The 25,904-nt window shown below is 56.9% G+C and carries 21 protein-coding genes and 5 tRNA genes; 23 read left to right on the forward strand and 3 right to left on the reverse strand.

Translation table 11 applies throughout. The annotated features are described in order from the left end of the window. Positions 1 to 572: 572 nt before the first annotated feature. Positions 573 to 1,496 (forward strand): amidohydrolase family protein, encoded by a 924-nt coding sequence (locus tag OJ965_RS06675; protein WP_265138431.1) that lies wholly within the window; start codon positions 573 to 575, stop codon positions 1,494 to 1,496. A gap of 23 nt (positions 1,497 to 1,519) precedes the next feature. Here OJ965_RS06675 and narL read toward each other — a convergent pair whose 3' ends face one another. Next, positions 1,520 to 2,170, reverse strand: coding sequence for a two-component system response regulator NarL (gene narL, locus OJ965_RS06680; RefSeq protein WP_265138433.1), 651 nt, complete (start codon positions 2,168 to 2,170; stop codon positions 1,520 to 1,522). Between the two features lie 312 nt (positions 2,171 to 2,482). Between narL and OJ965_RS06685 the strand changes: the two genes are divergently transcribed. The 22 genes from OJ965_RS06685 (at position 2,483) to luxS (ending at position 23,597) form a co-directional block, all read left to right on the forward strand. Then, a complete protein-coding gene (locus OJ965_RS06685; protein WP_140925067.1) occupies positions 2,483 to 3,877 on the forward strand; it encodes a NarK family nitrate/nitrite MFS transporter in 1,395 nt (464 codons plus the stop codon). A 99-nt stretch (positions 3,878 to 3,976) separates the two neighbouring features. Next, positions 3,977 to 7,738, forward strand: a complete 3,762-nt coding sequence (locus tag OJ965_RS06690) for a nitrate reductase subunit alpha (protein ID WP_265138436.1) — start codon at positions 3,977 to 3,979, stop codon at positions 7,736 to 7,738. Further along, positions 7,735 to 9,279 (forward strand): nitrate reductase subunit beta, encoded by a 1,545-nt coding sequence (gene narH, locus OJ965_RS06695; protein WP_265138437.1) that lies wholly within the window; start codon positions 7,735 to 7,737, stop codon positions 9,277 to 9,279. Before OJ965_RS06690 ends, narH begins: the two co-directional genes overlap by 4 nt. After that, positions 9,276 to 10,004 (forward strand): nitrate reductase molybdenum cofactor assembly chaperone, encoded by a 729-nt coding sequence (gene narJ, locus OJ965_RS06700; RefSeq protein WP_265138438.1) that lies wholly within the window; start codon positions 9,276 to 9,278, stop codon positions 10,002 to 10,004. The genes narH and narJ overlap by 4 nt, the downstream gene beginning before the upstream one ends. Next, complete coding sequence (gene narI, locus OJ965_RS06705) at positions 10,001 to 10,678, forward strand: respiratory nitrate reductase subunit gamma (protein ID WP_265138440.1); 678 nt, start codon at positions 10,001 to 10,003, stop codon at positions 10,676 to 10,678. The genes narJ and narI overlap by 4 nt, the downstream gene beginning before the upstream one ends. A gap of 150 nt (positions 10,679 to 10,828) precedes the next feature. Further along, positions 10,829 to 11,911, forward strand: a complete 1,083-nt coding sequence (mltB, locus tag OJ965_RS06710; protein WP_033736026.1) for a lytic murein transglycosylase B — start codon at positions 10,829 to 10,831, stop codon at positions 11,909 to 11,911. Positions 11,912 to 11,990: 79 nt separating this feature from the next. Continuing rightward, entirely contained in the window at positions 11,991 to 12,326 is a 336-nt protein-coding gene (locus OJ965_RS06715; protein ID WP_058958497.1) for a zinc ribbon domain-containing protein YjdM, read from the forward strand. Positions 12,327 to 12,504: 178 nt separating this feature from the next. After that, positions 12,505 to 13,278, forward strand: a complete 774-nt coding sequence (gene tam / locus OJ965_RS06720) for a trans-aconitate 2-methyltransferase (RefSeq protein ID WP_265138441.1) — start codon at positions 12,505 to 12,507, stop codon at positions 13,276 to 13,278. A gap of 101 nt (positions 13,279 to 13,379) precedes the next feature. Then, positions 13,380 to 13,874 (forward strand): nicotinamide-nucleotide amidase, encoded by a 495-nt coding sequence (pncC, locus tag OJ965_RS06725; protein WP_046102442.1) that lies wholly within the window; start codon positions 13,380 to 13,382, stop codon positions 13,872 to 13,874. A 95-nt stretch (positions 13,875 to 13,969) separates the two neighbouring features. Beyond that, positions 13,970 to 15,037, forward strand: coding sequence for a recombinase RecA (gene recA, locus OJ965_RS06730; RefSeq protein ID WP_009086899.1), 1,068 nt, complete (start codon positions 13,970 to 13,972; stop codon positions 15,035 to 15,037). A gap of 123 nt (positions 15,038 to 15,160) precedes the next feature. Further along, a complete protein-coding gene (locus OJ965_RS06735) occupies positions 15,161 to 15,685 on the forward strand; it encodes a regulatory protein RecX (RefSeq protein WP_009086897.1) in 525 nt (174 codons plus the stop codon). Between the two features lie 133 nt (positions 15,686 to 15,818). Then, entirely contained in the window at positions 15,819 to 18,446 is a 2,628-nt protein-coding gene (gene alaS, locus OJ965_RS06740) for an alanine--tRNA ligase (protein ID WP_046102441.1), read from the forward strand. A 249-nt stretch (positions 18,447 to 18,695) separates the two neighbouring features. After that, entirely contained in the window at positions 18,696 to 18,881 is a 186-nt protein-coding gene (gene csrA, locus OJ965_RS06745) for a carbon storage regulator CsrA (RefSeq protein WP_008927091.1), read from the forward strand. A gap of 282 nt (positions 18,882 to 19,163) precedes the next feature. Next, positions 19,164 to 19,256: transfer RNA gene (locus OJ965_RS06750), tRNA-Ser, on the forward strand. Positions 19,257 to 19,264: 8 nt separating this feature from the next. Further along, a tRNA-Arg gene (locus OJ965_RS06755) sits at positions 19,265 to 19,341 on the forward strand. 75 nt (positions 19,342 to 19,416) lie between these two features. Next, positions 19,417 to 19,493 (forward strand) — tRNA-Arg (locus tag OJ965_RS06760). A gap of 60 nt (positions 19,494 to 19,553) precedes the next feature. Further along, a tRNA-Arg gene (locus tag OJ965_RS06765) sits at positions 19,554 to 19,630 on the forward strand. 194 nt (positions 19,631 to 19,824) lie between these two features. Further along, a tRNA-Arg gene (locus OJ965_RS06770) sits at positions 19,825 to 19,901 on the forward strand. A gap of 399 nt (positions 19,902 to 20,300) precedes the next feature. Further along, the gene (gene yqaB, locus OJ965_RS06775; protein WP_046102440.1) at positions 20,301 to 20,867 is read left to right on the forward strand and encodes a fructose-1-phosphate/6-phosphogluconate phosphatase; all 567 of its coding nucleotides are present in this window, start codon (positions 20,301 to 20,303) and stop codon (positions 20,865 to 20,867) included. Continuing rightward, positions 20,864 to 21,292: a YqaA family protein gene (locus OJ965_RS06780; protein ID WP_046102439.1), complete on the forward strand. Its 429-nt coding sequence runs from the start codon at positions 20,864 to 20,866 to the stop codon at positions 21,290 to 21,292. Before yqaB ends, OJ965_RS06780 begins: the two co-directional genes overlap by 4 nt. Before the next feature lie 31 nt (positions 21,293 to 21,323). Further along, positions 21,324 to 22,931 (forward strand): glutamate--cysteine ligase, encoded by a 1,608-nt coding sequence (gshA, locus tag OJ965_RS06785; protein ID WP_265138458.1) that lies wholly within the window; start codon positions 21,324 to 21,326, stop codon positions 22,929 to 22,931. Between the two features lie 150 nt (positions 22,932 to 23,081). Next, on the forward strand, positions 23,082 to 23,597 hold the full coding sequence (luxS, locus tag OJ965_RS06790) for an S-ribosylhomocysteine lyase (RefSeq protein ID WP_265138460.1): 516 nt from the start codon (positions 23,082 to 23,084) through the stop codon (positions 23,595 to 23,597). 61 nt (positions 23,598 to 23,658) lie between these two features. Here luxS and OJ965_RS06795 read toward each other — a convergent pair whose 3' ends face one another. Continuing rightward, positions 23,659 to 24,945 carry an HlyC/CorC family transporter gene (locus OJ965_RS06795; RefSeq protein WP_033736021.1) on the reverse strand — a complete coding sequence of 429 codons (1,287 nt, stop codon included), beginning with the start codon at positions 24,943 to 24,945 and terminating at the stop codon, positions 23,659 to 23,661. Positions 24,946 to 24,960: 15 nt separating this feature from the next. Continuing rightward, a complete protein-coding gene (locus OJ965_RS06800) occupies positions 24,961 to 25,761 on the reverse strand; it encodes a cytochrome C assembly family protein (RefSeq protein ID WP_009086884.1) in 801 nt (266 codons plus the stop codon). Positions 25,762 to 25,904: the final 143 nt, after the last annotated feature.

Genomic DNA, 25,904 nt, shown 5'->3' on the forward strand with positions numbered 1-25,904 from the left:
ATTTTTGATGCGGTAAATTTCTGGCGGTCAACGCCCATGAAACCGAAAGGGATTCCAGGCGCGCAGGATAATCAGATGATAACGAATAGGGCAGGGCATATGCCAGCCTGATGCACAGACCGTGAACCTGACCGGCCAGGAGGCATCCTGGCAAATGGCAGGGCGGCTGGCGACAGAAAAATGTCACTTTTGCACTCTCTGATGTGCTGTTGCGAGGCGGCTCGCGATTTCTGACAGGATAGCGCACCGGGGAATTGCCGATCAGGCGGCTGCGCGCGGAGCGTGCGGTTCACCGGCAGGGTCGCGCGGATTAAAGGAAATCAGTCCGCCGTGCCCGCCTGAAAAAGAGACACCGGTCAAAGAAGCGGCACGCACATCTGCACCCGGCGGACAAAAGTGGTTGAATCAACGGGTTACATTTTCAGCGCGCAAAATTTACCCGGCGCAGTCAGGTCAGCATCACGCCGTCATAGCGGCGACCGGGAGAGTTTGCCGGGATGATGACGTCGCGCTCAGGATGGAACGGAAAGTCTGAATAACGGCTTTAATGAGCTTAATTATCAGGAGGATAAATGTCACTAACCCGTCGGCATTTCTTACACTCAGGCGCGGCGCTGGCTTTCGCGGCGACGTTTCCCGTCTTTGCAAACGTGCCTTACAGTTCGGGCGAGAAAAAACCTCAGCTGATTCCGCCGCCAGGCAGCGTCGATTGCCATATGCATCTGTACGACAGCCGCTGTCCTGCCGTGCCTGGCACAAAACTGATGAATCCGGCGAACGCCTCACTGGAAGACTATCGGAAGCTTCAGCAGAGACTGGGCATCAACCGGATGGTGATTGTCACGCCCTCCCGCTATGGAACCGATAACAGCGTCCTGCTGAATGGCCTGGCGGCGAGCGGGGGAAATGCGCGCGGCGTGGTGGTGCTGGATTCGTCGGTCAGCGATGATGAACTGCAGAAGCTGCATCAGGCGGGCGTCAGGGGGATCCGGTTTAATCTGCGTTACAGCGCGGTTAACCTTAATGATATGGAGAAGTTAGCAGCACGCGTGAATCCCCTGAACTGGCATATTCAGGTGGTGACCTCTGGTAAACACTTAACCGAACTGGAAAGCCGGCTGCAAAAACTCCCGACCCCGGTGGTGATCGATCATATGGGGCACGTGCCGCAGCCGGAGGGCATTACGTCGCCGGTGTTTGCCACGCTGCAGCGGATGCTGGATGGCGGGAGAAGCTGGATAAAACTCTCCGGAATTTATATCGACTCCTTAACCGGCGCGCCGGGCTATAACGATGTGACGCCGGTGGCACAGAAACTGGTGCAGATTAACCCGGAACGGCTGCTGTGGGGCAGCGACTGGCCGCACCCGACCGAACCGGACAACCATAAGCCGGACGATGCGGTGTTACTCGATCTGATGCGGGTCTGGGCGCCGGAGAGCCGGGATCGGCAGAGAATACTGCGTGATAACCCCGTTAAGCTCTATGACTTCTGACGCACCATTTACAGGCAGCCAGGTCAGTTCAGCCCGTGTTGCAGCGCCCAGACCGCGGCTTCCAGCCGGGATTTAAGCTTCATCTTCTTCAGCAGATATTTGACGTGGACCTTAACGGTGCTTTCGCTGATGGCCAGCTTACGGGCGATCGCTTTGTTGGTCATCCCGTCGCTGATCAGCTGCAGGATTTCGCGTTCGCGTCGGGTCAGCTGCGTGATGTCACGCGGCCGGGCAGGCCGGGCGTCGCGCAGCCGGGTGACCAGCATTGGCGTTAACGCCTCGCTCAGTACGATCTGACCGGCCGCCGCCTGATGCAGGGCTTTCAGCAACGCTTCCGGCTCCATATCCTTCAGCAGATAGCCATCGGCGCCGCGCTGCAGTGCGTTGACGACATCCTCTTCCTCATCCGACACGCTGAACACCACCACCCGCCCGGAGAGGGGGGCTTCGCGCAGTCGGGTCAGGGTATCCAGCCCATTCAGTCCCGGCATATTCAGATCCAGCAGGATCAGGTCAGGATCGTGCTGCTGCGCCAGCGCCACGCCCTGCGCACCGTTTCCCGCCTCGGCAACCACCTGCAGTCTCTCATCCAGCGCGATTAGCTGCTTCAGCCCGTTGCGCAGCATGGGGTGGTCGTCGATCAATAAAAGCGTAAATGTCTCTGCCGTCACCATGACTCCTGTTCCTGTCGCCGCTGCCCGTCCGGATCGGGCGTGGGCCTATCTTACCGGTGAGGCGGGGACGCTATATACCCCCAAAGGACTACTCCTTTATTTCCATTTTCCCTCTCCCCGGCTCACCATTTTCAGTGCAGCCGATTAACCTTATGATTTGCAATGACTCTCTGCTGCCTCTCCGCTACTTATCCCGGCTGAGGCAGGATGACCACGCCCGGATAACCTGCATTGCCGTTGATTTGTATCAAGCAAGCGGGCAGGGCGGATACGCAGGATATGCCCCATTATTCTTCTGCTGATGAGAGAGTCATGACCCAATCTGCCCCTTTGCAAACCCCGACGCGCGGCGCACCGATCCAGGAGTGGCAACCGGAAAATGCGGCCTTCTGGCAGGCGCGGGGTAAACGCATCGCCAGCCGCAACCTCTGGATCTCTGTCTTCTGTCTGCTGTTGAGCTTCTGCGTCTGGATGCTGTTCAGCACCGTCGCGGTTAACCTGAATAAGGTCGGCTTCCGCTTCAGCACCGAACAGCTCTTTCTGCTGACCGCGCTGCCGTCGGTCTCCGGCGCGCTGCTGCGTGTGCCCTACTCATTTGTGATTCCCGTCTTTGGCGGACGCCGCTGGACCGCCTTCAGCACCGGCATCCTGATCGTCCCCTGCCTGTGGCTCGGTTTTGCGGTGAGGGACAGCCAGACCTCCTTCGCCACCTTTATGGCGATCGCTCTGCTGTGCGGTTTCGGGGGGGCGAACTTCGCCTCCAGCATGGGCAACATCAGCTTCTTCTTTCCCAAAGCCCGTCAGGGCGGCGCGCTGGGCATCAATGGCGGCCTGGGAAACCTCGGCGTCAGCGTCATGCAGTTTGTTGCCCCGCTGGCGATCTCCTGCGCCATTTTTGGTTTTGCCGATGGAGGGCAAGTCACCGCGAGCGGCGATAGCCTCTGGCTGGAAAATGCGGCCTGGATCTGGGTGCCGTTTCTGGCCATCGGCACGCTGGCCGCCTGGCTGGGGATGAACGATCTGGCGGCAGCGAAATCCTCGCTGCGCGAACAGTTGCCGGTGCTGAAACGTCCGCACCTCTGGATCATGGCGCTGCTCTATCTGGCGACCTTCGGCTCCTTTATCGGCTTTTCAGCCGGCTTCGCCATGCTGACAAAGACGCAGTTTCCCGGGGTGGTGATTATGCACTACGCCTTTTTTGGCCCGCTGATTGGCGCACTGGCGCGCTCAGCAGGCGGCATGATCTCGGATCGCTTCGGCGGAACCCGCGTCACCCTGATCAACTACGTGCTGATGGCGCTGTTTGCTGCGCTGCTGTTCCTCACGCTGCCGGGAGCCGGACATCAGGGATCGTTCGTCGCCTTCTTCGCCCTGTTTATGGGCCTGTTCCTCACTTCCGGCCTCGGCAGCGGTTCCACCTACCAGATGATTGCCGTGATCTTCCGCCGTCTGACGCTGGAACGCATCAAGGCCGAAGGCGGTGACGAGGCGCTGGCACAGCGGGAAGCCGCCACAGAAACCTCCGCGGCGCTTGGCTTTATCTCCGCTATCGGCGCGCTGGGCGGCTTCTTTATTCCGCAGACCTTTGGCCTCTCGCTTGCCATGACCGGCTCTCCGGCCGGGGCGATGAAAATCTTTCTGGTCTTCTACCTCTGCTGTATCGCCGTGACCTGGCGGGTCTACGGACGAAAAGCGCGCGCCGGATAACGACAACGCCGGTGTGGCGCACCGGCACTCCCTTTATTTTCTGCATCAGCACGCATGCAGAGTAAGCAATGTGACACCAGGCCTTCAGGAGCCTTCCGGATGAGCAAATTTCTCGATCGATTCCGCTATTTCAAACAGCTGGCTGAGCCCTTTTCCGGCCAGCATGGTCAGACGCTGAACAGCAACCGTGACTGGGAAGATGGCTACCGCAGTCGCTGGCAGCACGATAAAGTCGTGCGCTCCACCCACGGCGTTAACTGCACCGGCTCGTGCAGCTGGAAAATCTACGTCAAAAACGGCCTGGTTACCTGGGAGACCCAGCAGACTGACTACCCCCGCACCCGTCCCGACCTGCCGAACCATGAACCGCGCGGCTGTCCACGCGGTGCCAGCTACTCCTGGTATCTCTACAGCGCCAACCGTCTGAAATATCCGCTGATGCGTAAGACGCTGATCCAGCTCTGGCGCGAGGCGAAGGCGCAGCATAGCGATCCGGTAGAGGCCTGGGCCTCCATCATCCGCGATCCGGAAAAAGCGCGCAGCTATAAACAGGCGCGCGGACGCGGCGGGTTTGTGCGATCCAGCTGGCAGGAGGTGAATGAGCTGATTGCCGCCGCGAATATCTGCACGGCCAAAACCTACGGCCCTGATCGCGTGGTCGGCTTCTCGCCGATTCCGGCCATGTCGATGGTCTCCTATGCCGCCGGGGCGCGTTACCTGTCGTTAATTGGCGGCACCTGCCTGAGCTTCTATGACTGGTATTGTGACCTGCCACCGGCCTCACCGATGACCTGGGGCGAGCAGACAGACGTGCCGGAATCCGCCGACTGGTATAACGCTTCCTACATCATTGCCTGGGGCTCAAACGTGCCACAGACCCGCACCCCGGATGCGCACTTCTTTACCGAAGTCCGCTACAAGGGGACGAAAACCGTGGCGATCACCCCGGACTATGCCGAAGTCGCGAAGCTGTGCGACCAGTGGCTGAGTCCGAAGCAGGGCACCGACAGCGCGATGGCGCTGGCGATGGGCCACGTGATGCTGAAAGAGTTTCACCTCAACCGTGATGTCCCCTATTTCCGCGACTATGTGCGCCGCTACACCGACATGCCGATGCTGGTACTGCTGGAGCCGCGCGAAGGCGGATTTTATGCCGCGGGTCGCCAGCTGCGCGCCAGCGATCTGGTCGATGGGCTGGGTCAGAAAAACAACCCGGAATGGAAAACGGTGGCGCTGGATCAGACCACCGGCGATCTGGTGGCCCCTCAGGGCGCGATCGGCTTCCGCTGGGGTGAAAAAGGGAAATGGAATCTGGAGCAGCGCGATGGCCTGTCGCAAAAAGAGGTGGAGCTGCAGCTGAGTCTGCTCGGCAGCCACGATGAGGTGGTCGAGGTCGGTTTCCCTTACTTCGGCGGCATCACCAGCGACCATTTTAACAGCGTGGCGCTGGATGAGATCCTGCTGCATAAGCTGCCGGTCAGACGCCTGACGCTGGCAGATGGCAGCGAAGCCCGGGTCGCCAGCGTCTACGATCTGACCCTGGCGAACTACGGTCTGGATCGCGGTCTGGGTGATGCTCACTGCGCGCAAAACTATGATGAGATCAAAGCCTACAGTCCCGCCTGGGCGGAGCAGATCACCGGCGTCTCCCGGCAGAACATCATCCGCCTCGCGCGCGAGTTTGCCGGGAACGCGGAGAAAACCCACGGACGTTCAATGATCATTGTCGGTGCCGGTATGAACCACTGGTATCACATGGACATGAACTACCGGGGACTGATGAACCTGCTGATTTTCTGCGGCTGCGTCGGTCAGAGTGGCGGAGGCTGGGCGCATTACGTCGGTCAGGAGAAACTCCGTCCGCAGACCGGCTGGGCTCCGCTGGCCTTTGGCCTCGACTGGCAGCGTCCGCCACGCCAGATGAACAGCACCTCTTTCTTTTACAACCACTCCAGCCAGTGGCGCTATGAAACCCTGGCGACCGAAGAACTGCTCTCGCCGCTGGCCGATAAAAGCCGCTTCAGCGGCAGCCTGATCGACCTTAACGTCCGATCCGAACGCATGGGCTGGCTGCCTTCCGCGCCGCAGCTTAACGTCAACCCGCTGCACATCGCCGCCCGGGCCAGCGCCGCCGGGCAGTCGGTAATTGACTATACCGTGGCGAGCCTGAAGCAGGGCACCCTGCGCTTTGCCGCTGAACAGCCGGACGATCCGCAGAACTTTCCGCGAAACCTGTTTGTCTGGCGCTCTAACCTGCTTGGCTCGTCAGGGAAAGGGCATGAGTACATGCTGAAGTATCTGCTCGGCACCGAAAACGGCATTCAGGGAAAAGATTTAGGCCAGCAGGGGCGCGTGAAGCCGGAGGAAGTCGAATGGCTGGCGCAGGGCGCCGAAGGAAAACTGGATCTGGTGGTGACCCTCGATTTCCGTATGTCGAGCACCTGCCTCTACTCCGATGTGGTGCTGCCGACCGCCACCTGGTATGAAAAAGACGACATGAATACGTCGGATATGCATCCGTTTATTCATCCGCTTTCGGCGGCGGTCGACCCCGCCTGGGAGTCAAAAAGTGACTGGGAGATCTACAAAGGCATCGCCAAAGCCTTTTCCGAACTCTGCCCCGGTCATCTAGGCGTTGAAACGGATGTGGTGACGCTGCCGGTGCTGCACGACTCGCCCGCCGAACTGGCGCAGCCGTTTGAAGCCAGAGAGTGGAAAAAAGGGGAGTGCGATCTGATCCCCGGTAAAACGGCACCGCACATCATGGTGGTGGAGCGTGACTATCCGGCGACCTGGGCGCGCTTTACCACGCTGGGGCCACTGCTGGAGGCACAGGGCAACGGCGGCAAAGGGATTAGCTGGAACACCTGCAAAGAGGTCGATCTCCTGAAGCAGCTGAACTATGTCAAAGCGGATGGCCCGACTGCGGGACGGCCCAATATCGACACGGCCATTGATGCGGCCGAGGTGATTCTGGCGCTGGCGCCGGAAACCAACGGTCAGGTGGCGGTAAAAGCCTGGCAGGCGCTGGGCGCGATAACCGGTCGCGATCACACTCACCTGGCGCTGAACAAAGAAGATGAGAAGATCCGCTTCCGCGATATCCAGGCGCAGCCGCGCAAAATTATCTCCAGCCCGACCTGGTCAGGTCTGGAAGATGAGCATGTCTCCTATAACGCCTGCTACACCAACGTTCATGAACTGATCCCGTGGCGTACCCTGAGTGGCCGTCAGCAGCTCTATCAGGACCATGAATGGATGCGCGCCTTCGGCGAAAGCCTGATGGTCTACCGTCCGCCGATTGACACCCGGGCAGCGAAGCCGTTGCTCAACAGTAAACCCAACGGCAACCCGGAGAAGGCGCTGAATTTCCTGACGCCACATCAGAAGTGGGGCATTCACTCCACCTACAGCGACAACCTGCTGATGCTGACCCTGTCGCGCGGCGGCCCGATTGTCTGGATGAGTGAAGAGGATGCCCGCGAACTGGGCATTGCGGATAACGACTGGATCGAGGCGTTCAACGCCAACGGTGCCCTGACCGCCCGCGCGGTGGTGAGCCAGCGCATCCCGGCCGGTATGACCATGATGTATCACGCTCAGGAACGCATCGTGAATATCCCCGGTTCGGAGATCACCCGCCAGCGCGGCGGGATCCACAACTCTGTGACCCGGGCCTGCCCGAAACCGACCCATATGATTGGCGGCTACGCCCAGCTCTCCTGGGGCTTTAACTACTACGGCACCGTCGGGTCGAACCGCGATGAGTTCGTGGTAGTGAGAAAAATGAATAACGTTGACTGGTTAGACGGGGAAGGGCACGACGCCTGCCAGGGCGGCCAGCAGGAGGTGAAACCATGAAAATTCGCTCACAGGTCGGCATGGTGCTGAACCTCGACAAATGTATCGGCTGCCACACCTGCTCGGTGACCTGCAAAAACGTCTGGACCAGCCGCGAGGGGATGGAATACGCCTGGTTTAACAACGTCGAGAGCAAGCCCGGCGTCGGCTATCCGCACGCCTGGGAAGATCAGCAGAAGTGGAAGGGGGGCTGGATCCGGAAGATCAACGGCAGGCTGGAGCCGCGCATGGGCAGCCGTGTCGGGCTGCTGTCGAAGATCTTTGCTAATCCGGACGTGCCCGCGCTGGATGATTACTACGAGCCGTTCGATTTCGACTACCAGCATCTGCACAATGCACCCGCCGGAAAACAGCAGCCGATCGCCCGCCCGCGCTCGCTGATCACCGGTCAGCGGATGAAAAAGATCGAGAATGGCCCGAACTGGGAGGAGATCCTTGGCGGCGAGTTTGCGAAGCGCTCGCAGGATAAGAACTTCGATAACATCCAGAAGGCGATCTATGGCCAGTTTGAGCACACCTTCATGATGTACCTGCCGCGCCTCTGTGAGCACTGCCTTAATCCGGCCTGCGTGGCAACCTGTCCCAGCGGCGCCATCTACAAGCGCGGCGAAGATGGCATCGTGCTGATCGATCAGGATAAATGCCGCGGCTGGCGCATGTGCCTGACCGGCTGTCCCTACAAGAAGATCTACTTCAACTGGAAAAGCGGCAAATCTGAGAAGTGCATCTTCTGTTATCCGCGCATTGAATCGGGCCAGCCGACCGTCTGTTCGGAAACCTGTGTCGGCCGGATCCGCTATCTCGGCGTGCTGCTCTATGACGCTGACCGGATTGAACAGGCGGCGTCAGCGGAAAACGAAAAAGATCTCTACCAGCGTCAGATGGATATCTTCCTTGACCCGCACGATCCGGCAGTGATCGCCCAGGCGCTGAAAGATGGCGTGGCGCAGAGCGTGATCGACGCGGCGCAGCGTTCGCCGGTCTACAAAATGGCGATGGAGTGGAAGCTGGCGCTGCCGCTGCATCCGGAATACCGCACGCTGCCGATGGTCTGGTATGTGCCGCCACTGTCACCAATTCAGTCGGCGGTGGATGGCGGCGCACTGGCTCACACTGGCGTGCTGCCGGATGTGGAGAGCCTGCGCATCCCGGTTGAGTATCTGGCCAACCTGCTGACCGCAGGCGACACCGCGCCGGTGCTGCGGGCCCTGAAACGGATGCTGGCGATGCGCCACTACAAACGCGCTGAGAGCGTGGAGGGGCAGCGCGATAGCCGGGCGCTGGAACAGGTCGGCCTGACCGAAGCACAGGCGCAGGAGATGTACCGCTATCTGGCGATCGCCAACTACGAAGATCGTTTTGTGGTGCCTTCCAGCCATCGCGAGCTGGCGCGTGAAGCCTTCCCGGAAAGTAAAGGCTGCGGCTTTAGCTTTGGCGATGGCTGCCACGGCAGCGACAGCCGGTTCAATCTGTTTAACAGCCGTCGCATTGATGCCATCGACATCGCCAGTCAGACCCGCCGCCAGGAGGATGCCTCATGATGACGTTACGGATGCTGTCACGGCTGCTGGATTACCCGGACGAGGCGCTGTTTGCTCATCACTCTGAGCTGATCGCGGCGCTGGACGCGGCAGAGGAACTTGATCTGCCGCAGCGGGCAGGGCTGCAGCAGTTTATTCAGCAGCTCTGTGCGCGGCCACTGCTGGATGCGCAGGCGGACTACTGCGCCCTGTTTGATCGCGGCCGCGCCACTTCGCTGCTGCTGTTTGAGCATGTGCATGGCGAATCCCGCGATCGCGGTCAGGCGATGGTCGATCTGCTGGCGCACTACCGGGCCGCCGGTCTGGAGCTGGACAGTAAGGAGCTGCCCGACTTTCTGCCGCTCTATCTGGAGTATCTCGCCTGTCAAAGTGACGAGGCGGCGCGTCAGGGACTGGAGGATATCGTGCCGATTCTGGCTCTGCTGGCGGCGCGTCTGGAAGCGCGCCAGAGTCCCTATGCCGACCTTTTCACGCTGTTACTGACGCTGGCGGGCAGCGCGGCTGACCCGGCCGCCCTCCGGCCGCAGGTGGCGAAGGAAGCGCGTGACGACACCCCGGCGGCGCTGGATGCGGTCTGGGAAGAGGAGCAGATTAAATTTCTCGGCGAGCAGGGCTGTGTCTCAGCGCAGCAGGCGATGCATCAGCGTCGTTTCGCCGATGCGGTCGCGCCGCACTATCTGGATATTGCCGCGGCGACGGCACGCCCTACAGGAGAGTCAGCATGAATGTTCTGAACACTTTCTTCTTCGATATTTACCCCTATCTTGCCGGAACGGTTTTTCTGGTGGGGAGCTGGCTGCGCTATGACTACGGGCAGTACAGCTGGCGGGCGGGTTCCAGTCAGATGCTGGATAAAAAGGGGATGCAGCTCGCCTCTAACCTGTTCCACATCGGCATTATCGGCATCTTCTTCGGGCATTTCGTCGGGATGCTGACGCCGCACTGGATGTATGAGTCGTTTCTGCCGATCGACGTGAAGCAGAAGCTGGCGATGGTGGCGGGTGGCCTGTTCGGGGCGATGACGCTGGCCGGGGGAGCGCTGCTGCTGAAGCGTCGTCTGACCCATCCGCGAGTGCGGGCGACCAGCAGCGTCGGCGATATTCTGATCCTGACCCTGCTGGTGGTGCAGGCCACGCTGGGCCTGCTGACCATTCCCTTCTCTGCTCAGCATATGGATGGCAGTGAAATGATGAAGCTGGTGGGCTGGGCACAGGCGGTGGTGACTTTCCACGGCGGTGCTTCACAGCATCTGGCCGGGGTGGCAGTGATCTACCGCGTCCATATGGTGCTGGGGATGACCCTGTTCCTGCTGTTCCCCTTCTGCCGGCTGGTGCATATCTGGAGCGCACCGGTTGAGTACCTGACCCGGCGCTATCAGCTGGTCAGAAACCGTCGCTGAATGCTGAGCCGCCGCGGGGGCAGGGCAGCCCTGCGGCGGTTTTCACCGGTGTCAGCCTTGACGTTTTTTTAAGAATTTGCCCTGTATGTCGCTGCGCTGAACGTCTACTATTACCGCATCTGATTTTACCCCCTCGTTTATGGATAACCGATGCGTCTCAAGCTAGCCCTCCTTGCCCTTATTCCGCTTCTGGCCTCCTGCAGTAGCAAACCTGACGTTCCCTCCCGGCAGAAGATGCTGGCTGCGCCGCAGGGCGGTTTTTTACTGCAGCCGTCGCATAACGGATCGGGCATGTCTGGCGATTTTGCCGGCAATCCGGCCGCCGAGAAATTTATCGATAAGATGGTGAAAGAGCATGACTTTGATCGTCAGCAACTGCACGACATTATCGGTCAGGCAAAACGGCTGGATTATGTGCTGCGGCTGATGGATCGTCAGGCCCCGAGCTATACGCCTGCGCCAGGTCCTAACGGGGCCTGGATCCGCTATCGCAACAAATTCATTACGCCGGATAACGTGCAAAACGGGGTAGCGTTCTGGAACCAGTATCAGGATGCGCTGCAGCGCGCGCAGCAGGTTTACGGCGTGCCGCCGGAAATTATTGTCGGCATCATCGGCGTGGAAACCCGCTGGGGGCGCGTCATGGGGAAAACGCGCATTCTGGATGCGCTGGCGACCCTGTCGTTCAACTATCCACGCCGTGCTGAGTACTTCAGCAGCGAGCTGGAAACCTTCCTGCTGATGTCGCGTAAAGAGCAGGATGACCCGCTGGCGCTGAAAGGCTCTTTCGCCGGCGCGATGGGCTATGGTCAGTTTATGCCCTCTTCTTATCAGGAGTATGCGGTTGATTTCAACGGCGACGGTCATGCTAATCTCTGGGATCCGGTGGATGCGATCGGCAGCGTGGCGCACTACTTCCAGAAACATGGCTGGCGCAGCGGTGAAAATGTTGCCGTTCCGGCCAGCGGTCAGGCACCGATGCTGGATGATGGCTTCAAAACCCGCTACAGCGTGAGCATGCTGGCGGCCTCAGGATTATCTCCTCAGGGCTCGCTGGACGGCAACGATGAGGTGAGTCTGCTGCGGCTCGATCTCGGCACCAGTTATCAGTACTGGTATGGCTTGCCCAATTTTTATGTCATCACCCGCTATAACCACAGCACCCACTATGCGATGGCGGTGTGGCAGCTGGGTGAGGCGGTCGGCAAAGCGCGACAGGGTGGTCTGTTATAAAGGCTACCCTTGTTAACTGTAAGGTTATATGATGTCGGCCTTTTCAGGCCACACAGCCACAGTTATCTCTGGAGTCGTTATGTCTTTACCTGCCTGCCCAGCCTGTCACGCCGATTACACCTGGCAAGATGGTGACAACCTCAACTGCCCCTCCTGCGGTCATATCTGGACCGAAGGAGAGGGCGACAGCAGCAACGCACAACTGGAAGTGCGTGATGCCAACGGCAATCTGCTGGCGGATGGCGACAGCGTCACGGTGATCAAAGATCTCAAGGTGAAGGGCAGCTCCTCTTCACTGAAGATCGGCACCAAAGTAAAAAGCATTCGTCTGGTTGAAGGGGACCACAACATCGATTGCAAAATCGACGGCTTTGGCCCGATGAAATTAAAATCTGAGTTTGTGAAAAAGAACTGAGTTCAGGGGCGCAAGGACGCGCCCGCGCTCACTCTGCCTTATCCGGTTCCGCCTTCCTCTCCCCCCTTTTTCCGCCGCCGCTAACTGTACAGTCAGTAAAACGCCGTCACGGGTCGCACTTTTTTGCCTTTCATCCGTCTCAGTAAACGAAGGGCTGATTGCTGAATGAGAGGTCAGGATGAAAGAGTGGGATCCCGTGCTGTATCGTAAATTTGAAGCGGAACGCACACGTCCGGCGCATGAGCTGCTGGCGCGTATCCGTCCGGAGCAGGTTGAGCAGGTCACCGATCTGGGATGCGGGCCGGGCAACAGCACGGAGCTGCTCGCTGATGCCTGGCCGCTGGCGCAGATTACCGGACTGGACAGTTCCGCAGCGATGTTAACGCAGGCCCGTGAACGCCTGCCACACTGCCGCTTTGTGCAGGCGGACATCCGCAGCTGGCAGGCAGAGGTCCCGCAGCAGGTCATCTACGCCAACGCTTCCCTGCAGTGGCTGGATGATCACACTGCGCTGTTCCCCCATCTGGTCAGGCAGCTGGCCCCCGGTGGTGTACTGGCGGTTCAGATGCCGGATAACCTCAATGAACCCTCGCACCAGCTGATGCGTGAGGTCGCCGCATCCGCGCGCTGGCGTTCACAGATCCGCACCGCTGATCGTGTCGCGCTGCTCTCTGCCGGCGCCTATTACGATTTGCTCACCCAGGCGGACTGTGAGGTGGATATCTGGCGCACCACCTATTATCACGTCATGGCTGATGCGCAGGCGATTATCAGCTGGCTGCAGGCAACAGGCTTGCGCCCGTTCCTGGCGTCACTGGATGAGGCATCCCAGGCGGCGTTTCTCGCCGATTATCATCAGCAGCTGCTCAGTGCCTATCCGGCCCGGGCCGACGGTCAGGTGTTGCTCGCTTTCCCGCGTCTTTTTATGGTGGCGGTGAAAAAAGGGGCGTGAGCTGGAAACTCAGCCGCAAAAACAGGGCAATAGTGCAGAGAGCCCTTGAAAAAGTGCGCTTTCTGCACCACCTTCAATCCACACCCCACGGGAGAGTCGCAATGGATGATCAGCAACTGCAGGCGCTTAGCGCGCAGATAGGTGAGAAGCTGAAGCAGCGCAACGCCACCGTCACCTGTGCGGAATCCTGCACCGGCGGATGGATTGCGAAGGTCTTTACCGATATCAGTGGCAGTTCCGCCTGGTTTGAACGCGGTTTTGTGACCTACAGTAATGAGGCAAAACAGCAGCTGGTGAACGTACAGGCCGCCTCGCTGGAACAGTATGGTGCGGTCAGCGAGGCGGTGGTGCGGGAGATGGCGCAGGGTGCCCGTCAGGCCGCTCAGGCAGACTATGCCATTTCAGTCAGCGGCATCGCCGGACCGGATGGCGGCAGTGAAGAAAAACCGGTCGGCACGGTGTGGTTTGGCCTGGCCGGCCCTGAAGATAAAGTGCTGACTTTTCAGCAGCATTTCAGCGGCGATCGTGATGCCGTACGCCGCCAGTCGGTGGCATGGGCCCTGCAGACACTGTATGGCGAATTTCTGACAAATTAAACTTGATACTGTATGACTATACAGTATAATTGTCGGCAACAGAAAGAGTGCAGGCACCCTGAGTGCGTGTTTACCCGGCTTGATTAGGAGTTGAAATGGCGATTGATGAAAACAAACAGAAGGCTTTAGCTGCCGCGCTGGGCCAGATTGAGAAACAATTTGGTAAAGGCTCCATCATGCGCTTGGGTGAAGACCGCTCAATGGATGTGGAAACCATCTCTACCGGTTCGCTGTCGCTGGATATCGCGTTAGGCGCAGGCGGTCTGCCAATGGGTCGTATCGTTGAGATCTACGGACCTGAGTCTTCCGGTAAAACGACGCTGACCCTGCAGGTCATCGCCGCAGCTCAGCGTAAAGGCAAAACCTGTGCCTTTATCGATGCCGAGCATGCGCTTGACCCGGTCTATGCCAAGAAGCTGGGCGTTGATATCGACAACCTGCTCTGCTCACAGCCGGACACCGGTGAGCAGGCGCTGGAGATCTGTGATGCACTGGCCCGCTCTGGCGCGGTCGATGTCATCATCGTCGACTCCGTTGCGGCGCTGACGCCGAAAGCGGAAATCGAAGGTGAGATCGGTGACTCTCACATGGGCCTCGCGGCACGTATGATGAGCCAGGCGATGCGTAAGCTGGCCGGTAACCTGAAGCAGTCAAACACCCTGCTGATCTTCATCAACCAGATCCGTATGAAGATTGGTGTGATGTTTGGTAACCCGGAAACCACCACCGGCGGTAACGCGCTGAAGTTCTACGCCTCTGTCCGTCTTGATATCCGCCGTATCGGTGCGATTAAAGAGGGCGATAACGTAGTCGGCAGTGAGACCCGCGTTAAAGTGGTGAAAAACAAAATCGCCGCGCCGTTTAAACAGGCTGAATTCCAGATCATGTACGGTGAAGGGATCAATACCTTCGGTGAGCTGGTTGACCTGGGCGTGAAGCACAAGCTGATTGAAAAAGCGGGTGCATGGTACAGCTACAATGGCGACAAGATTGGTCAGGGTAAATCGAATGCCAGCAACTTCCTGAAAGAGAATGCGGCTGTGGCAAACGAAATCGATCTGAAGTTACGTGAGTTACTGCTCAACGGCGCGGATGAATCACTCGAAGCAGACAAATCTGCTGAGAATGAGAACGCAGCCAGCGAAGCGAACGAAGACTTCTGATGACTAAGACGGGAGAGGCGCATGCCTCTCCCGTTGTTTTTACTTCCCTCTGTACCTCTCCTGCCTTCCCTCTGTCCTGTTCTGTCGCCATAATCTTTCCCCTGTTTGTACAAGGTGCGCAGTATGACTGAATCTACTCAGCCCCAACCCCAATCCAATGTTGTCTCCTATTCCCGCCTGCTGGACCGCGCGATGCGTATTCTGGGCCAGCGCGATCACAGCCGTGCAGAGCTGGCGCGTAAGCTGCAGCAATCGGCGCAGCGTGCGGCATGGGCGCAGAAAAAAGAGCCTGAGATCATCACCGACGCGCTGCTGGAGCAGGTGCTGAACTGGTGTCAGGAGAACGGCTGGCTGAACGACGCGCGTTTCACTGAACGGTTTATTCAGAGCCGCAGCCGGAAAGGCTTTGGCTCCCAGCGTGTCCGTCTTGAACTGGCCCAGAAAGGCATTGACCGTGAAGCCATTGATATTGCGATGGAAGAAACGGAGGTGGACTGGGCTGCCTGTGCGGCGGAACTGGCCGAACGAAAATTCGGGCATCCGCTGCCTGTCGAGTGGAAAGAGAAAGCGAAAGTACTACGCTACCTGCAGTCAAAAGGGTTTATGAGCGAAGATATCCAGTCTGTTTTCAGAAATTTTGATGACTAAGGGCCGATGTAATTTTACTTCCCACTGAAGAAAATTTATCTTATTCCCACTTTTTGTTCCGCTGATCCGGCACCAGGAAAATGGGGTCGCACCGATCGGTGGGAACGTTCGTTAGCGTGATTCCAGGACATATATGAGCAAGAGCACTGCTGAGATCCGTCAGGCGTTTCTCGACTTTTTTCATAGCAAGGGACATGAGGTTGTAACCAGCAGCTCCCTCGTACCGAATAACGATCCAACGTTGTTGTTTACTAACGCCGGGATGAACCAGTTTAAAGATGTGTTCCTCGGTCAGGACAAACGTGATTACACACGGGCGACCACGTCGCAGCGCTGCGTGCGCGCGGGCGGAAAACACAACGATCTTGAAAACGTCGGCTACACCGCGCGTCACCACACCTTCTTTGAAATGCTGGGTAACTTCAGCTTTGGTGACTACTTCAAGAAAGAGGCGATTGGTTTTGCCTGGGAACTGCTGACGAGCGAACAGTGGTTCGGCCTGCCAAAAGAGCGTCTGTGGGTAACGGTTTATGAAACCGATGATGAAGCCTACGCGATCTGGGAAAAAGAGATCGGTGTGCCACGCGAGCGCATTATTCGCATCGGCGACAACAAGGGCGGCGCCTACGCGTCAGATAACTTCTGGCAGATGGGTGACACCGGTCCGTGTGGTCCGTGCAGCGAGATTTTCTACGATCATGGCGATCACATCTGGGGTGGCCCGCCAGGCAGCCCGGAAGAGGATGGTGACCGTTACATCGAGATCTGGAACATCGTCTTTATGCAGTTCAACCGCCAGGCGGATGGCACCATGCTGCCGCTGCCCAAACCTTCGGTTGATACCGGGATGGGTCTGGAGCGCATTTCTGCCGTTCTGCAACACGTCAACTCTAACTACGAAATCGACCTGTTCCAGAAACTGATTCAGGCTGTGGCGCAGGTTACCGGTGCGACTGACCTCAGCAACAAATCGCTGCGCGTGATTGCCGACCACATCCGCTCCTGCGCCTTCCTGATTGCCGATGGTGTGATCCCGTCCAATGAGAGCCGGGGCTACGTGCTGCGTCGTATCATTCGTCGTGCCGTGCGTCATGGCAACATGCTGGGTGCCAAAGAGGCCTTTTTCTATAAGCTGGTTGCGCCGCTGGTTGAGGTCATGGGTGCTGCAGGCGAAGAGTTGCAGCGCCAGCAGGCTCAGGTTGAGCAGGTGCTGAAAAGCGAAGAAGAGCAGTTTGCCCGCACGCTGGAACGCGGACTGGCGCTGCTGGACGAGGAGCTGGCAAAACTGCAGGGCGACACCCTGGATGGTGAAATCGTCTTCCGTCTCTACGACACCTTTGGTTTCCCGGCGGATTTAACCGCTGACGTCTGCCGCGAACGCAATCTGAAAATCGACGAAGCGGGCTTCGAGCAGGCGATGGAGCAGCAGCGTCAGCGTGCCCGTGAAGCGAGCGGCTTCGGCGCTGACTACAGCAACGTAATCCGCATCGATGCGGCCTCCTCCTTCAAAGGCTATGACCAGCTCGATTTAGCCGCCACCGTAAAAGCACTCTATGTTGCAGGTGAGGCGGTGGATGAAGTGTCCGCAGGTCAGGATGCCGTCGTTGTGCTGGATGAAACGCCATTCTATGGCGAATCGGGTGGTCAGGTTGGCGATACCGGTCTGCTGAAAGGGAAGAATGCTGAATTTAGCGTCCAGGATACACAAAAATATGGTCAGGCAATCGGTCATGTCGGTAAGCTGACCGCCGGGCAGTTGCGTATCGGCGACCGCCTTGAGGCGCAGGTTGATGCGGCACGTCGTGCACGCATCCGTCTTAACCACTCTGCCACGCACTTATTGCACGCCGCATTACGCCAGGTTTTAGGTGAGCACGTGGGGCAGAAAGGCTCTCTGGTTAATGATAAATATCTGCGTTTCGACTTCTCGCATTTTGAAGCGATGAAACCTCAGGAGATTCGTCAGGTCGAAGATATCGTCAATGCACAGATTCGTCGCAACCTGCCGGTGGAAACCGAGGTGATGGATCTTGATGCGGCGAAGTCTAAAGGGGCGATGGCCCTGTTCGGCGAAAAGTATGATCAGCGTGTTCGCGTGCTGACCATGGGTGACTTCTCTGTCGAACTGTGTGGGGGAACCCACGCGGCACGCACTGGCGATATCGGTCTGTTCCGCATTCAGGCTGAGTCAGGCACCGCTGCCGGCATCCGTCGTATCGAGGCGATTACCGGTGAAAGTGCGCTGGCTCAGGTCAACGCGCAGAGCAGCCAGCTGCAGGATATTGCGCAGCTGGTAAAAGCGAACAGCAGCAACCTGAACGAGAAGGTACGCGGTCTGGTTGACCACGTCCGGGCTCTGGAGAAAGAGTTGCAGCAACTGCGCGATCAGCAGGCTGCGCAGGAGAGCGCGTCACTGAGCAGCAATGCCATTGATGTCAAAGGGGCGAAGCTGCTGGTGAGCGAGCTCAGCAATGTTGACCCGAAAATGCTGCGTACCATGGTTGACGATCTCAAGAATCAGCTGGGATCGGCGATTATCGTGTTAGCGACGGTGGCGGAAGGCAAGGTATCGCTCATCGCGGGTGTGACCAAAGATCTGACCGACCGTGTTAAAGCAGGCGAGTTGATTGCCGGTCTGGCGCAGCAGGTAGGCGGGAAGGGCGGTGGTCGTCCGGATATGGCTCAGGCGGGTGGTAACGATGCTGAGGCGCTGAAAGGCGCGCTGGCAGGGGTTGAGAGCTGGGTTAGCAGCCGCCTGTAATGAAATAAAACAAAGCATGGTCAGAAGCGTCAGAACCCCGGTTCCGGCGCTTTTTAATACGATGCTAAAGCAGCAAATGACAAAGTCAGGTTGATGTAGTGTATTTCGGCTAAACTAACTATCAGCAGAATGTATTGGCGCATCGATGTGCATTGGTGTATTCCTCATAGTCAATGCGCAGCGTTAAATGATGGATAATGCCGGGAGCCTGTACAAGCCCGACTCTTTTAATCTTTCAAGGAGCAAAGAATGCTTATTCTAACTCGTCGAGTTGGTGAAACCCTCATGATCGGTGATGAGGTAACGGTAACGGTGCTGGGTGTTAAGGGTAACCAGGTTCGTATAGGGGTTAACGCGCCGAAAGAAGTGTCTGTGCATCGCGAAGAGATCTATCAACGCATCCAGGCTGAAAAAACGCAACAGACCAGCGTTTAACGGATTCAGCGTCTCGCACCTGTGCGAGGCGCTACCGCTTTCTGCAAAAAATCCCACCCTTTGTTCTCTCCCGCTGTTCTCCGTTTTGTTAACGTCCTCCTCTTTCATTGTTGATAATTCACTCTTTTTGCCGCCATTTTGTTCCAATTGTGTGTGATTTGCTCAATCAAACAAAGTTTCGGAAAAATTGTTTGACTTAAAAGTCCGGGAAAGTAATATGTGCGCCACGCAGTGCCGATGAGCAGAAACAAGTTCAGAAGCACGGTTCGAAAGAAAGCGTAAGGTGAGGTGGCCGAGAGGCTGAAGGCGCTCCCCTGCTAAGGGAGTATACGGTCAAAAGCTGTATCGAGGGTTCGAATCCCTCCCTCACCGCCATTTTCGATGCATCCATAGCTCAGCTGGATAGAGTACTCGGCTACGAACCGAGCGGTCGGAGGTTCGAATCCTCCTGGATGCACCATCGAAATAAAGCGAATTAGCAATTCCTTTCATGGTGAGTAGTCAGCACCCTGCGTTGTACAAGAATCAGATTTATGCATCCATAGCTCAGCTGGATAGAGTACTCGGCTACGAACCGAGCGGTCGGAGGTTCGAATCCTCCTGGATGCACCATTCTTTGTAACATCCTCAGGTTGGTTTCTGAACGTCCATAAAAAAACGCAACACCCCAATGCATCCATAGCTCAGCTGGATAGAGTACTCGGCTACGAACCGAGCGGTCGGAGGTTCGAATCCTCCTGGATGCACCATATTCTTCAATATGGTCAGTGCCTCAGTGTGTCATGACGTAGTTAGCGTTCAGGCCGCACTAAGGAGGATAAGGTTGCATCAGCAACGGCCCGCAGTGCGAAGCGCAAGCTGAGTAATCCTCCTGAATGCACCATTCTTTGTAACATCCTCAGGTTGGTTTCTGAACGTCCATAAAAAACGCAATACCCTCAATGCATCCATAGCTCAGCTGGATAGAGTACTCGGCTACGAACCGAGCGGTCGGAGGTTCGAATCCTCCTGGATGCACCATATTCTTCAATATGGTCAGTGCCTCAGTGTGTCATGACGTAGTTAGAGTCCAGCCCGCATTCTCGCTCTTCTCTTTTTCTCTGGCTCCATCCACGCGGCTTTTCAGCCTCATCTGCGTAACAGATTCATCATTTCATCTTAAGCAACGCCCAGCCACACCTGTCCTGCATAACCCGCTGCAGTTTGCCTCTCATGCAGGTGCGCCGCCGCCCTGGCACCAGACGATTGTTAAAAAATCGCTGTAAATTCGTACTGTTATCGCTGGTCGCGCACGATCACCTTTATCTGAAAAGAAAAATTGTTAATGCTTTCAAAGCATTTGCTGTTCATCCCCCCTGGCGACAACCTGTCCACATTAGGCTAAAGTAATGTCTCATTTGATGAATGTCCGGAGTGACAATGTACGATCACTATGACGCCCTGATTTTCGATATGGACGGCACGATCCTGGATACAGAGCCGACACATCGAAAAGCGTGGCGTCAGGTACTGGCGCACTACGGATTAACGCTGGATGAAGCACGTATTATCGACTTCAATGGCGCACCCGCCTGGCGGCTTGCGCAGTTCATCATTGACACCAATCAGTCGTCTCTCGATCCCCATCTTCTTGCCGCAGAGAAAACCGCTGCCGTGAAAGCGATGCTGCTGGACAACGTCAGGCCGCTGCCTTTACTGGAAGTGGCTAAAGCGTACCACGGGCGTCGTCCGATGGCGGTGGGCACCGGAAGCGAGCACAGCATGGCGGAGGCGTTACTGACGCAACTGGGCGTGCGTGAGCTGTTTTCGGCTGTGGTGGGTGCTGATGATGTGAAGCGACACAAACCCGAGCCAGAAACCTTTCTGCGCTGCGCAGCGCTGATGGGGGTGGCGCCTGAACGGTGTGTGGTCTTTGAGGATGCCGATTTTGGCATTCAGGCCGCGAAAGCGGCAGGGATGGATGTGGTGGATGTGCGCTTACTGTGAGTGACATCCTCACCTATGCCTCCATGTTCGGCAGCAGTTTTTTGAGTGCGACGCTTCTGCCTGGAAGTTCTGAAGCACTGCTGATAGCACTATTGATAGCAAAAAAGACATCAGTTTACGGATTGCTTTTAGCCGCATCACTGGGAAACACACTGGGCGGCTTAACGAACATTCTTATTGGTCGCCTGCTGCCGTTAAAAGGTCAGGGGCGATGGCATGACACAGCAATGACGTGGTTGCACCGGCTGGGACCTGCAGCGCTGCTCTTCAGCTGGCTACCGGTGATAGGTGACCTGCTCTGCGTTCTCGCGGGCTGGTTACGGTTCGCCTGGCTGCCAGTGATGCTGTTTCTCGCTGTCGGTAAAACACTGCGTTATATCGTTATCGCGATAGCCACATTACAGGGTATGGAATGGTGGCATTGATTCGCACAGATTCGAGGCTACGGTTAAGATTATGCTGAACAAAAATAAATTATTATCACAGCGGGGGGGGAATGTGATCCCGGACGTCTCTAAAGCGCTCTCCTGGCTGGAAGCGCATTCCAATGCTCTCAAGGGCATTGGCCGTGGCATCGAGCGTGAAACACTGCGCGTACAGGCAAATGGCGACCTGGCAAAAAGCGGACACCCGGCCTCGCTGGGGTCGGCGCTGAAGCATGACTGGATCACCACCGATTTTGCCGAAACGTTGCTGGAGTTTATTACCCCAGTGGATCACAGCATCGATCACATGCTGGCTTTCCTGCGCGATATCCATCGTCACGTTGCCCGTGAGCTGGGTGACGAGCGTATGTGGCCTTTCAGTATGCCGTGCGTGATTGACGATGCGGACAATATTGAGCTGGCACAGTATGGTCAATCCAACATTGGTCAGATGAAGACCCTCTATCGTCAGGGCCTGAAAAACCGCTACGGCGCGTTGATGCAGACCATCTCCGGCATTCACTACAACTTCTCGCTGCCGCTCTCCTTCTGGCAGGAGTGGGCGGATGTGAAAGATCTGGAGAGCGGAAAAGAGACCATCTCGGCGGGCTACCTGCGGTTGATCCGCAACTACTATCGCTTCGGCTGGGTGATCCCTTATCTGTTTGGCGCATCGCCAGCGATCAGCTCCAGCTTCCTGCAGGGCCGTGAGAGCCCGCTGCCGTTTGAAACCAACGATAAAGATACAATGTGGCTGCCTTATGCAACCTCATTACGTCTGAGCGATCTCGGCTACACCAATAAATCGCAGAGCTCGCTGGGCATTACGTTTAACTCGCTGGAAGGCTATGTCACGGCGCTGAAGAAAGCGATCAAAACGCCGTCAGAAGAGTTTGCGGGCATGGGCACGAAAGATGCTGACGGCAACTGGCTGCAGCTCAATACCAACGTGCTGCAGATTGAGAATGAACTCTATGCGCCAATCCGGCCAAAACGGGTGACCCGTTCCGGTGAAGCGCCATCTGACGCGCTGCTGCGGGGTGGCATTGAGTACATTGAAGTCCGTTCACTGGATATCAACCCCTTCTCGGCTATTGGGGTGGATGAGAACCAGGTGCGCTTCCTCGACCTGTTCCTGATCTGGTGTACGCTGGCCGATGCACCGGAGATGAGTGCAGAAGAGCTGCAGTGTACCCGTAAAAACTGGAACCGCGTGGTGCTGGAAGGCCGTAAACCGGATCAGAAAATTGCCGTAGGTTGTGGTGAAGCGGAACATTCGCTGGTTGAAGTGGGCAAAACCCTGTTTGCCGATCTGCGTCGGGTTGCTGAAGTGTTAGACAGCAACAATCAGGCGAGCACGGAATATCAGCAGGTTTGCGATCAACTGGTAGCATCGTTCGACGATCCTGAGCTAACCTACTCGGCGCGCATTCTTCAGGCCATGAAAGATAATGGTGTGACCGGAACCGGCGTAGCGCTGGCTGAACAGTATCGTCATCTGCTCTGCGAAGAGCCGCTGGAGGTGCTGACCGAAGAGGATTTCTCGCGTCAGGCGCAGGAATCTGTCGCGGCGCAGCAGCAGCTGGAAGCGAACGATAAGCTGGATTTTGAAGCGTATCTGGCGAGCCGGGAAGGGTAGAAAAGAAAAAGGCCACATCAATGTGGCCAAATTAACATCTCTGTTGTCAGGGATGATGATAACAAATGCGCGTCTTTCATATATTCAGACGTTGGGCGAACAGAAAAGTTTCATCGTTTTTAAAAAAATTCTCAGAACAGGAGGTGACGTATGCCACTACTGGATAGTTTTACCGTTGATCACACCATCATGGGCGCACCGGCGGTTCGCGTTGCGAAAACCATGAAGACTCCGCATGGCGATACGATTACCGTTTTTGACCTGCGTTTCTGCCGCCCGAACATTGATATCCTCACTGAGCGTGGCATTCATACGCTGGAGCATCTCTTTGCCGGGTTTATGCGTGATCACCTCAACGGTGACGGTGTGGAAATCGTCGATATTTCACCAATGGGCTGCCGTACCGGCTTCTACATGAGCCTGATCGGTACGCCAGATGAGCAGCGCGTGGCGAAAGCGTGGAAAGGGGCAATGGAAGACGTTCTGAAAGTGAAAGATCAGAACCAGATCCCTGAGCTGAACGAATACCAGTGTGGCAGCTACAAAATGCACTCACTGGATGAAGCGCAGCAGATTGCCCGCAACGTGCTGGCGCATGAGATCGGCGTTAACCGTAACGAAGATCTGAAACTGCCTGCTGAAAAGCTGAAAGAACTGCACATCTAGTCAGAGCTGCCCGGCTAAAAAAAACGCCGCATCGTGTCGATTGCGGCGTTTTTTTATGGTTTCAGGAACCGACCGATTTTTTCAGCGGGGTCTTCGGCGTGATGCGCACCTGCTTAATCATGTTGTCCTGCACGTCCAGGATATCGATATTGTAGTGACCGATCTGAACGCGGGTGTTGATAGCGGGGATCTCCTCCAGCGCTTCCAGCAGCATACCGTTGATGGTGCGGGCTTCCTGCTCTGGCAGATGCCAGTTAAACGCCTTGTTGATTTCACGCACGCTGGCACTGCCTTCGATCAGCACGGAACCATCATTCTGGGGCATTACCTCTTCGGCCAGCGACGGCGACATTGAGGTGGTAAAATCCCCCACGATCTCCTCCAGAATGTCTTCTATGGTCACCAGTCCTTTGATATCGCCATATTCATCCACCACCAGGCCCGTTTTCTTTTTGTTGCGCTGGAATTTTACCAGCTGGGTGTTGAGCGGTGTTCCTTCCGGGATGTAGTAAATCTCATCCGCAGCGCGCAGCAGCATCTCTTTGGTGAACTCTTTTTTCTCGGTCATCATGCGCCAGGCTTCACGCACCCGCAGCATGCCGACACAGTCATCCAGTGAGTCACGGAACAGGACAATGCGGCCATGCGGTGAGTGGCTCAGCTGGCGGACCACTGATTTCCAGTCATCGCTGATGTTGATACCGACAATCTCGTTACGCGGCACCATGATGTCATCAACGCTGACCTTCTCCAGATCGAGTACCGAAAGCAGCATATCCTGATTACGGCGCGACATCAGGCTACGTGACTCATAGACGATGGTGCGAAGCTCCTCTTTGCTCAGCGCAGAACTGATTGCGCCTTCAGCCCGGATTCCCACCATCCGCATCAGCAGACGGGTAATGGTATTCAGTAGCCAGACCAGCGGCAGCATGATGTATTGCAGCGGGACCAGCAGCAGGCTGCTGGGAAAGGCGACCCGCTCCGGATAGAGCGCGGCTACCGTTTTCGGCAGCACTTCAGCAAAGACCAGTACGACGAAGGTCAGGATACCGGTCGCGACGGCGACCCCTTCGTCACCGTGCAGGCGCATGCCGACGATGGTGGCGAGGGCGGAGGCCAGAATATTTACCAGGTTATTGCCGATTAATACCAGGCTCAGCAGCCGATCGGGACGCCGCAGTAACTTTTCCACCCGGCGCGCAGCGCGACTGCCGTTTTTAACCTGATGGCGCAGCTTATAGCGATTAAGCGTCATCATGCCGGTTTCCGACCCGGCAAACCAGGCGGAGACCAGAACCATGACGCACAGAATAATAATCAGCGTGGTGGTTGAAACATGTTCCAACGCAGAACTTCCTTTTTAATGAGAGACAGGGACAAGCAGATGCTGCAGGATGCGACTGCCGAAGTAAGCCATGGTCAACAGCACCGCACCGCTGCAGTTAAACCAGACGACGCGGCGACCACGCCAGCCTTCATGATAGTGTCCCCAGAGCAAAACGATATAAACAAACCACGCGATAATCGAAAGCACGGCTTTATCGACGTTTTCGGCGCTGAAAAGATCCTGCATGTAAAACAGACCGGTGCAGAGCACCAGCGTTAACAGAACTACCCCGACCTGCGTGATATGAAACATCTTGCGTTCGATGGTCAGCAGCGGCGGCATATCCTGCGTAAACGCCAGGCGCTTGTTTTTTAACTGGTAATCGATCCATGCCAGCTGCAGCGCATAGAGGGCAGCGATAATCAGCGTTGCATAGGCGAAGAGCGACAGGCCGATATGGATCATCATCCCTGGCGTCGTTTCTAGGTGGGTGATGAAGGCATTAGGGACAAAGGTCGCAAAGGCCAGATTGATCAGCGCGAAGCTGTAGACAATCGGCAGCAGCAACCAGCCGCGGTTGCGTGACGCCACAATGGTCATAATGGCGCAGATCAACAGGCTGACCAGTGAACCGATGTTGAGCAGGCTTAAATTCTGGCCGCTATCAACCGCAAATATGCGCTGCTGCAGGGCTACCGCGTGTGTCACCAGCGCCACACAGGCAGAGAGCATCGCCATTCGCCGCCAGCCGCCATTACGCTTCAGCAGGCTCGGAATGATCAGGGCAAGACTTAAGGAGTAGGCTAACAGCGCCACTATCGGGAAAACGAACATAGATCCTTTCAGGTTCAGTCAGATAAGGAAAAAGGCAGTATAGCGCCAGCCGCAGCAGGCTCCAAACGATCTGAGGGGCAATTGCAGAGATCGCGGCGGCTTCGTGTTATAATCCGCCGCATTCTGCCGATCAGGCGCCTCGC

Origin of the sequence: Pantoea anthophila (assembly GCF_026104315.1) — a bacterium.
Taxonomy (GTDB): Bacteria; Pseudomonadota; Gammaproteobacteria; order Enterobacterales; family Enterobacteriaceae; genus Pantoea; species Pantoea anthophila.

Bases quoted from the DNA above. Each gene is read 5' to 3' on its own strand.
- narL (WP_265138433.1), bottom strand. From the start codon at position 2,170: ATGGTGACGGCAGAGACATTTACGCTTTTATTGATCGACGACCACCCC.
- gshA (WP_265138458.1), top strand. From the start codon at position 21,324: ATGCTGAACAAAAATAAATTATTATCACAGCGGGGGGGGAATGTGATC.
- yqaB (WP_046102440.1), top strand. From the start codon at position 20,301: ATGTACGATCACTATGACGCCCTGATTTTCGATATGGACGGCACGATC.
- OJ965_RS06675 (WP_265138431.1), top strand. From the start codon at position 573: ATGTCACTAACCCGTCGGCATTTCTTACACTCAGGCGCGGCGCTGGCT.
- tam (WP_265138441.1), top strand. From the start codon at position 12,505: ATGAAAGAGTGGGATCCCGTGCTGTATCGTAAATTTGAAGCGGAACGC.
- alaS (WP_046102441.1), top strand. From the start codon at position 15,819: ATGAGCAAGAGCACTGCTGAGATCCGTCAGGCGTTTCTCGACTTTTTT.
- OJ965_RS06685 (WP_140925067.1), top strand. From the start codon at position 2,483: ATGACCCAATCTGCCCCTTTGCAAACCCCGACGCGCGGCGCACCGATC.
- narJ (WP_265138438.1), top strand. From the start codon at position 9,276: ATGATGACGTTACGGATGCTGTCACGGCTGCTGGATTACCCGGACGAG.
- narI (WP_265138440.1), top strand. From the start codon at position 10,001: ATGAATGTTCTGAACACTTTCTTCTTCGATATTTACCCCTATCTTGCC.
- OJ965_RS06800 (WP_009086884.1), bottom strand. From the start codon at position 25,761: ATGTTCGTTTTCCCGATAGTGGCGCTGTTAGCCTACTCCTTAAGTCTT.
- luxS (WP_265138460.1), top strand. From the start codon at position 23,082: ATGCCACTACTGGATAGTTTTACCGTTGATCACACCATCATGGGCGCA.
- csrA (WP_008927091.1), top strand. From the start codon at position 18,696: ATGCTTATTCTAACTCGTCGAGTTGGTGAAACCCTCATGATCGGTGAT.
- mltB (WP_033736026.1), top strand. From the start codon at position 10,829: ATGCGTCTCAAGCTAGCCCTCCTTGCCCTTATTCCGCTTCTGGCCTCC.
- OJ965_RS06715 (WP_058958497.1), top strand. From the start codon at position 11,991: ATGTCTTTACCTGCCTGCCCAGCCTGTCACGCCGATTACACCTGGCAA.
- pncC (WP_046102442.1), top strand. From the start codon at position 13,380: ATGGATGATCAGCAACTGCAGGCGCTTAGCGCGCAGATAGGTGAGAAG.
- OJ965_RS06690 (WP_265138436.1), top strand. From the start codon at position 3,977: ATGAGCAAATTTCTCGATCGATTCCGCTATTTCAAACAGCTGGCTGAG.
- OJ965_RS06735 (WP_009086897.1), top strand. From the start codon at position 15,161: ATGACTGAATCTACTCAGCCCCAACCCCAATCCAATGTTGTCTCCTAT.
- recA (WP_009086899.1), top strand. From the start codon at position 13,970: ATGGCGATTGATGAAAACAAACAGAAGGCTTTAGCTGCCGCGCTGGGC.
- narH (WP_265138437.1), top strand. From the start codon at position 7,735: ATGAAAATTCGCTCACAGGTCGGCATGGTGCTGAACCTCGACAAATGT.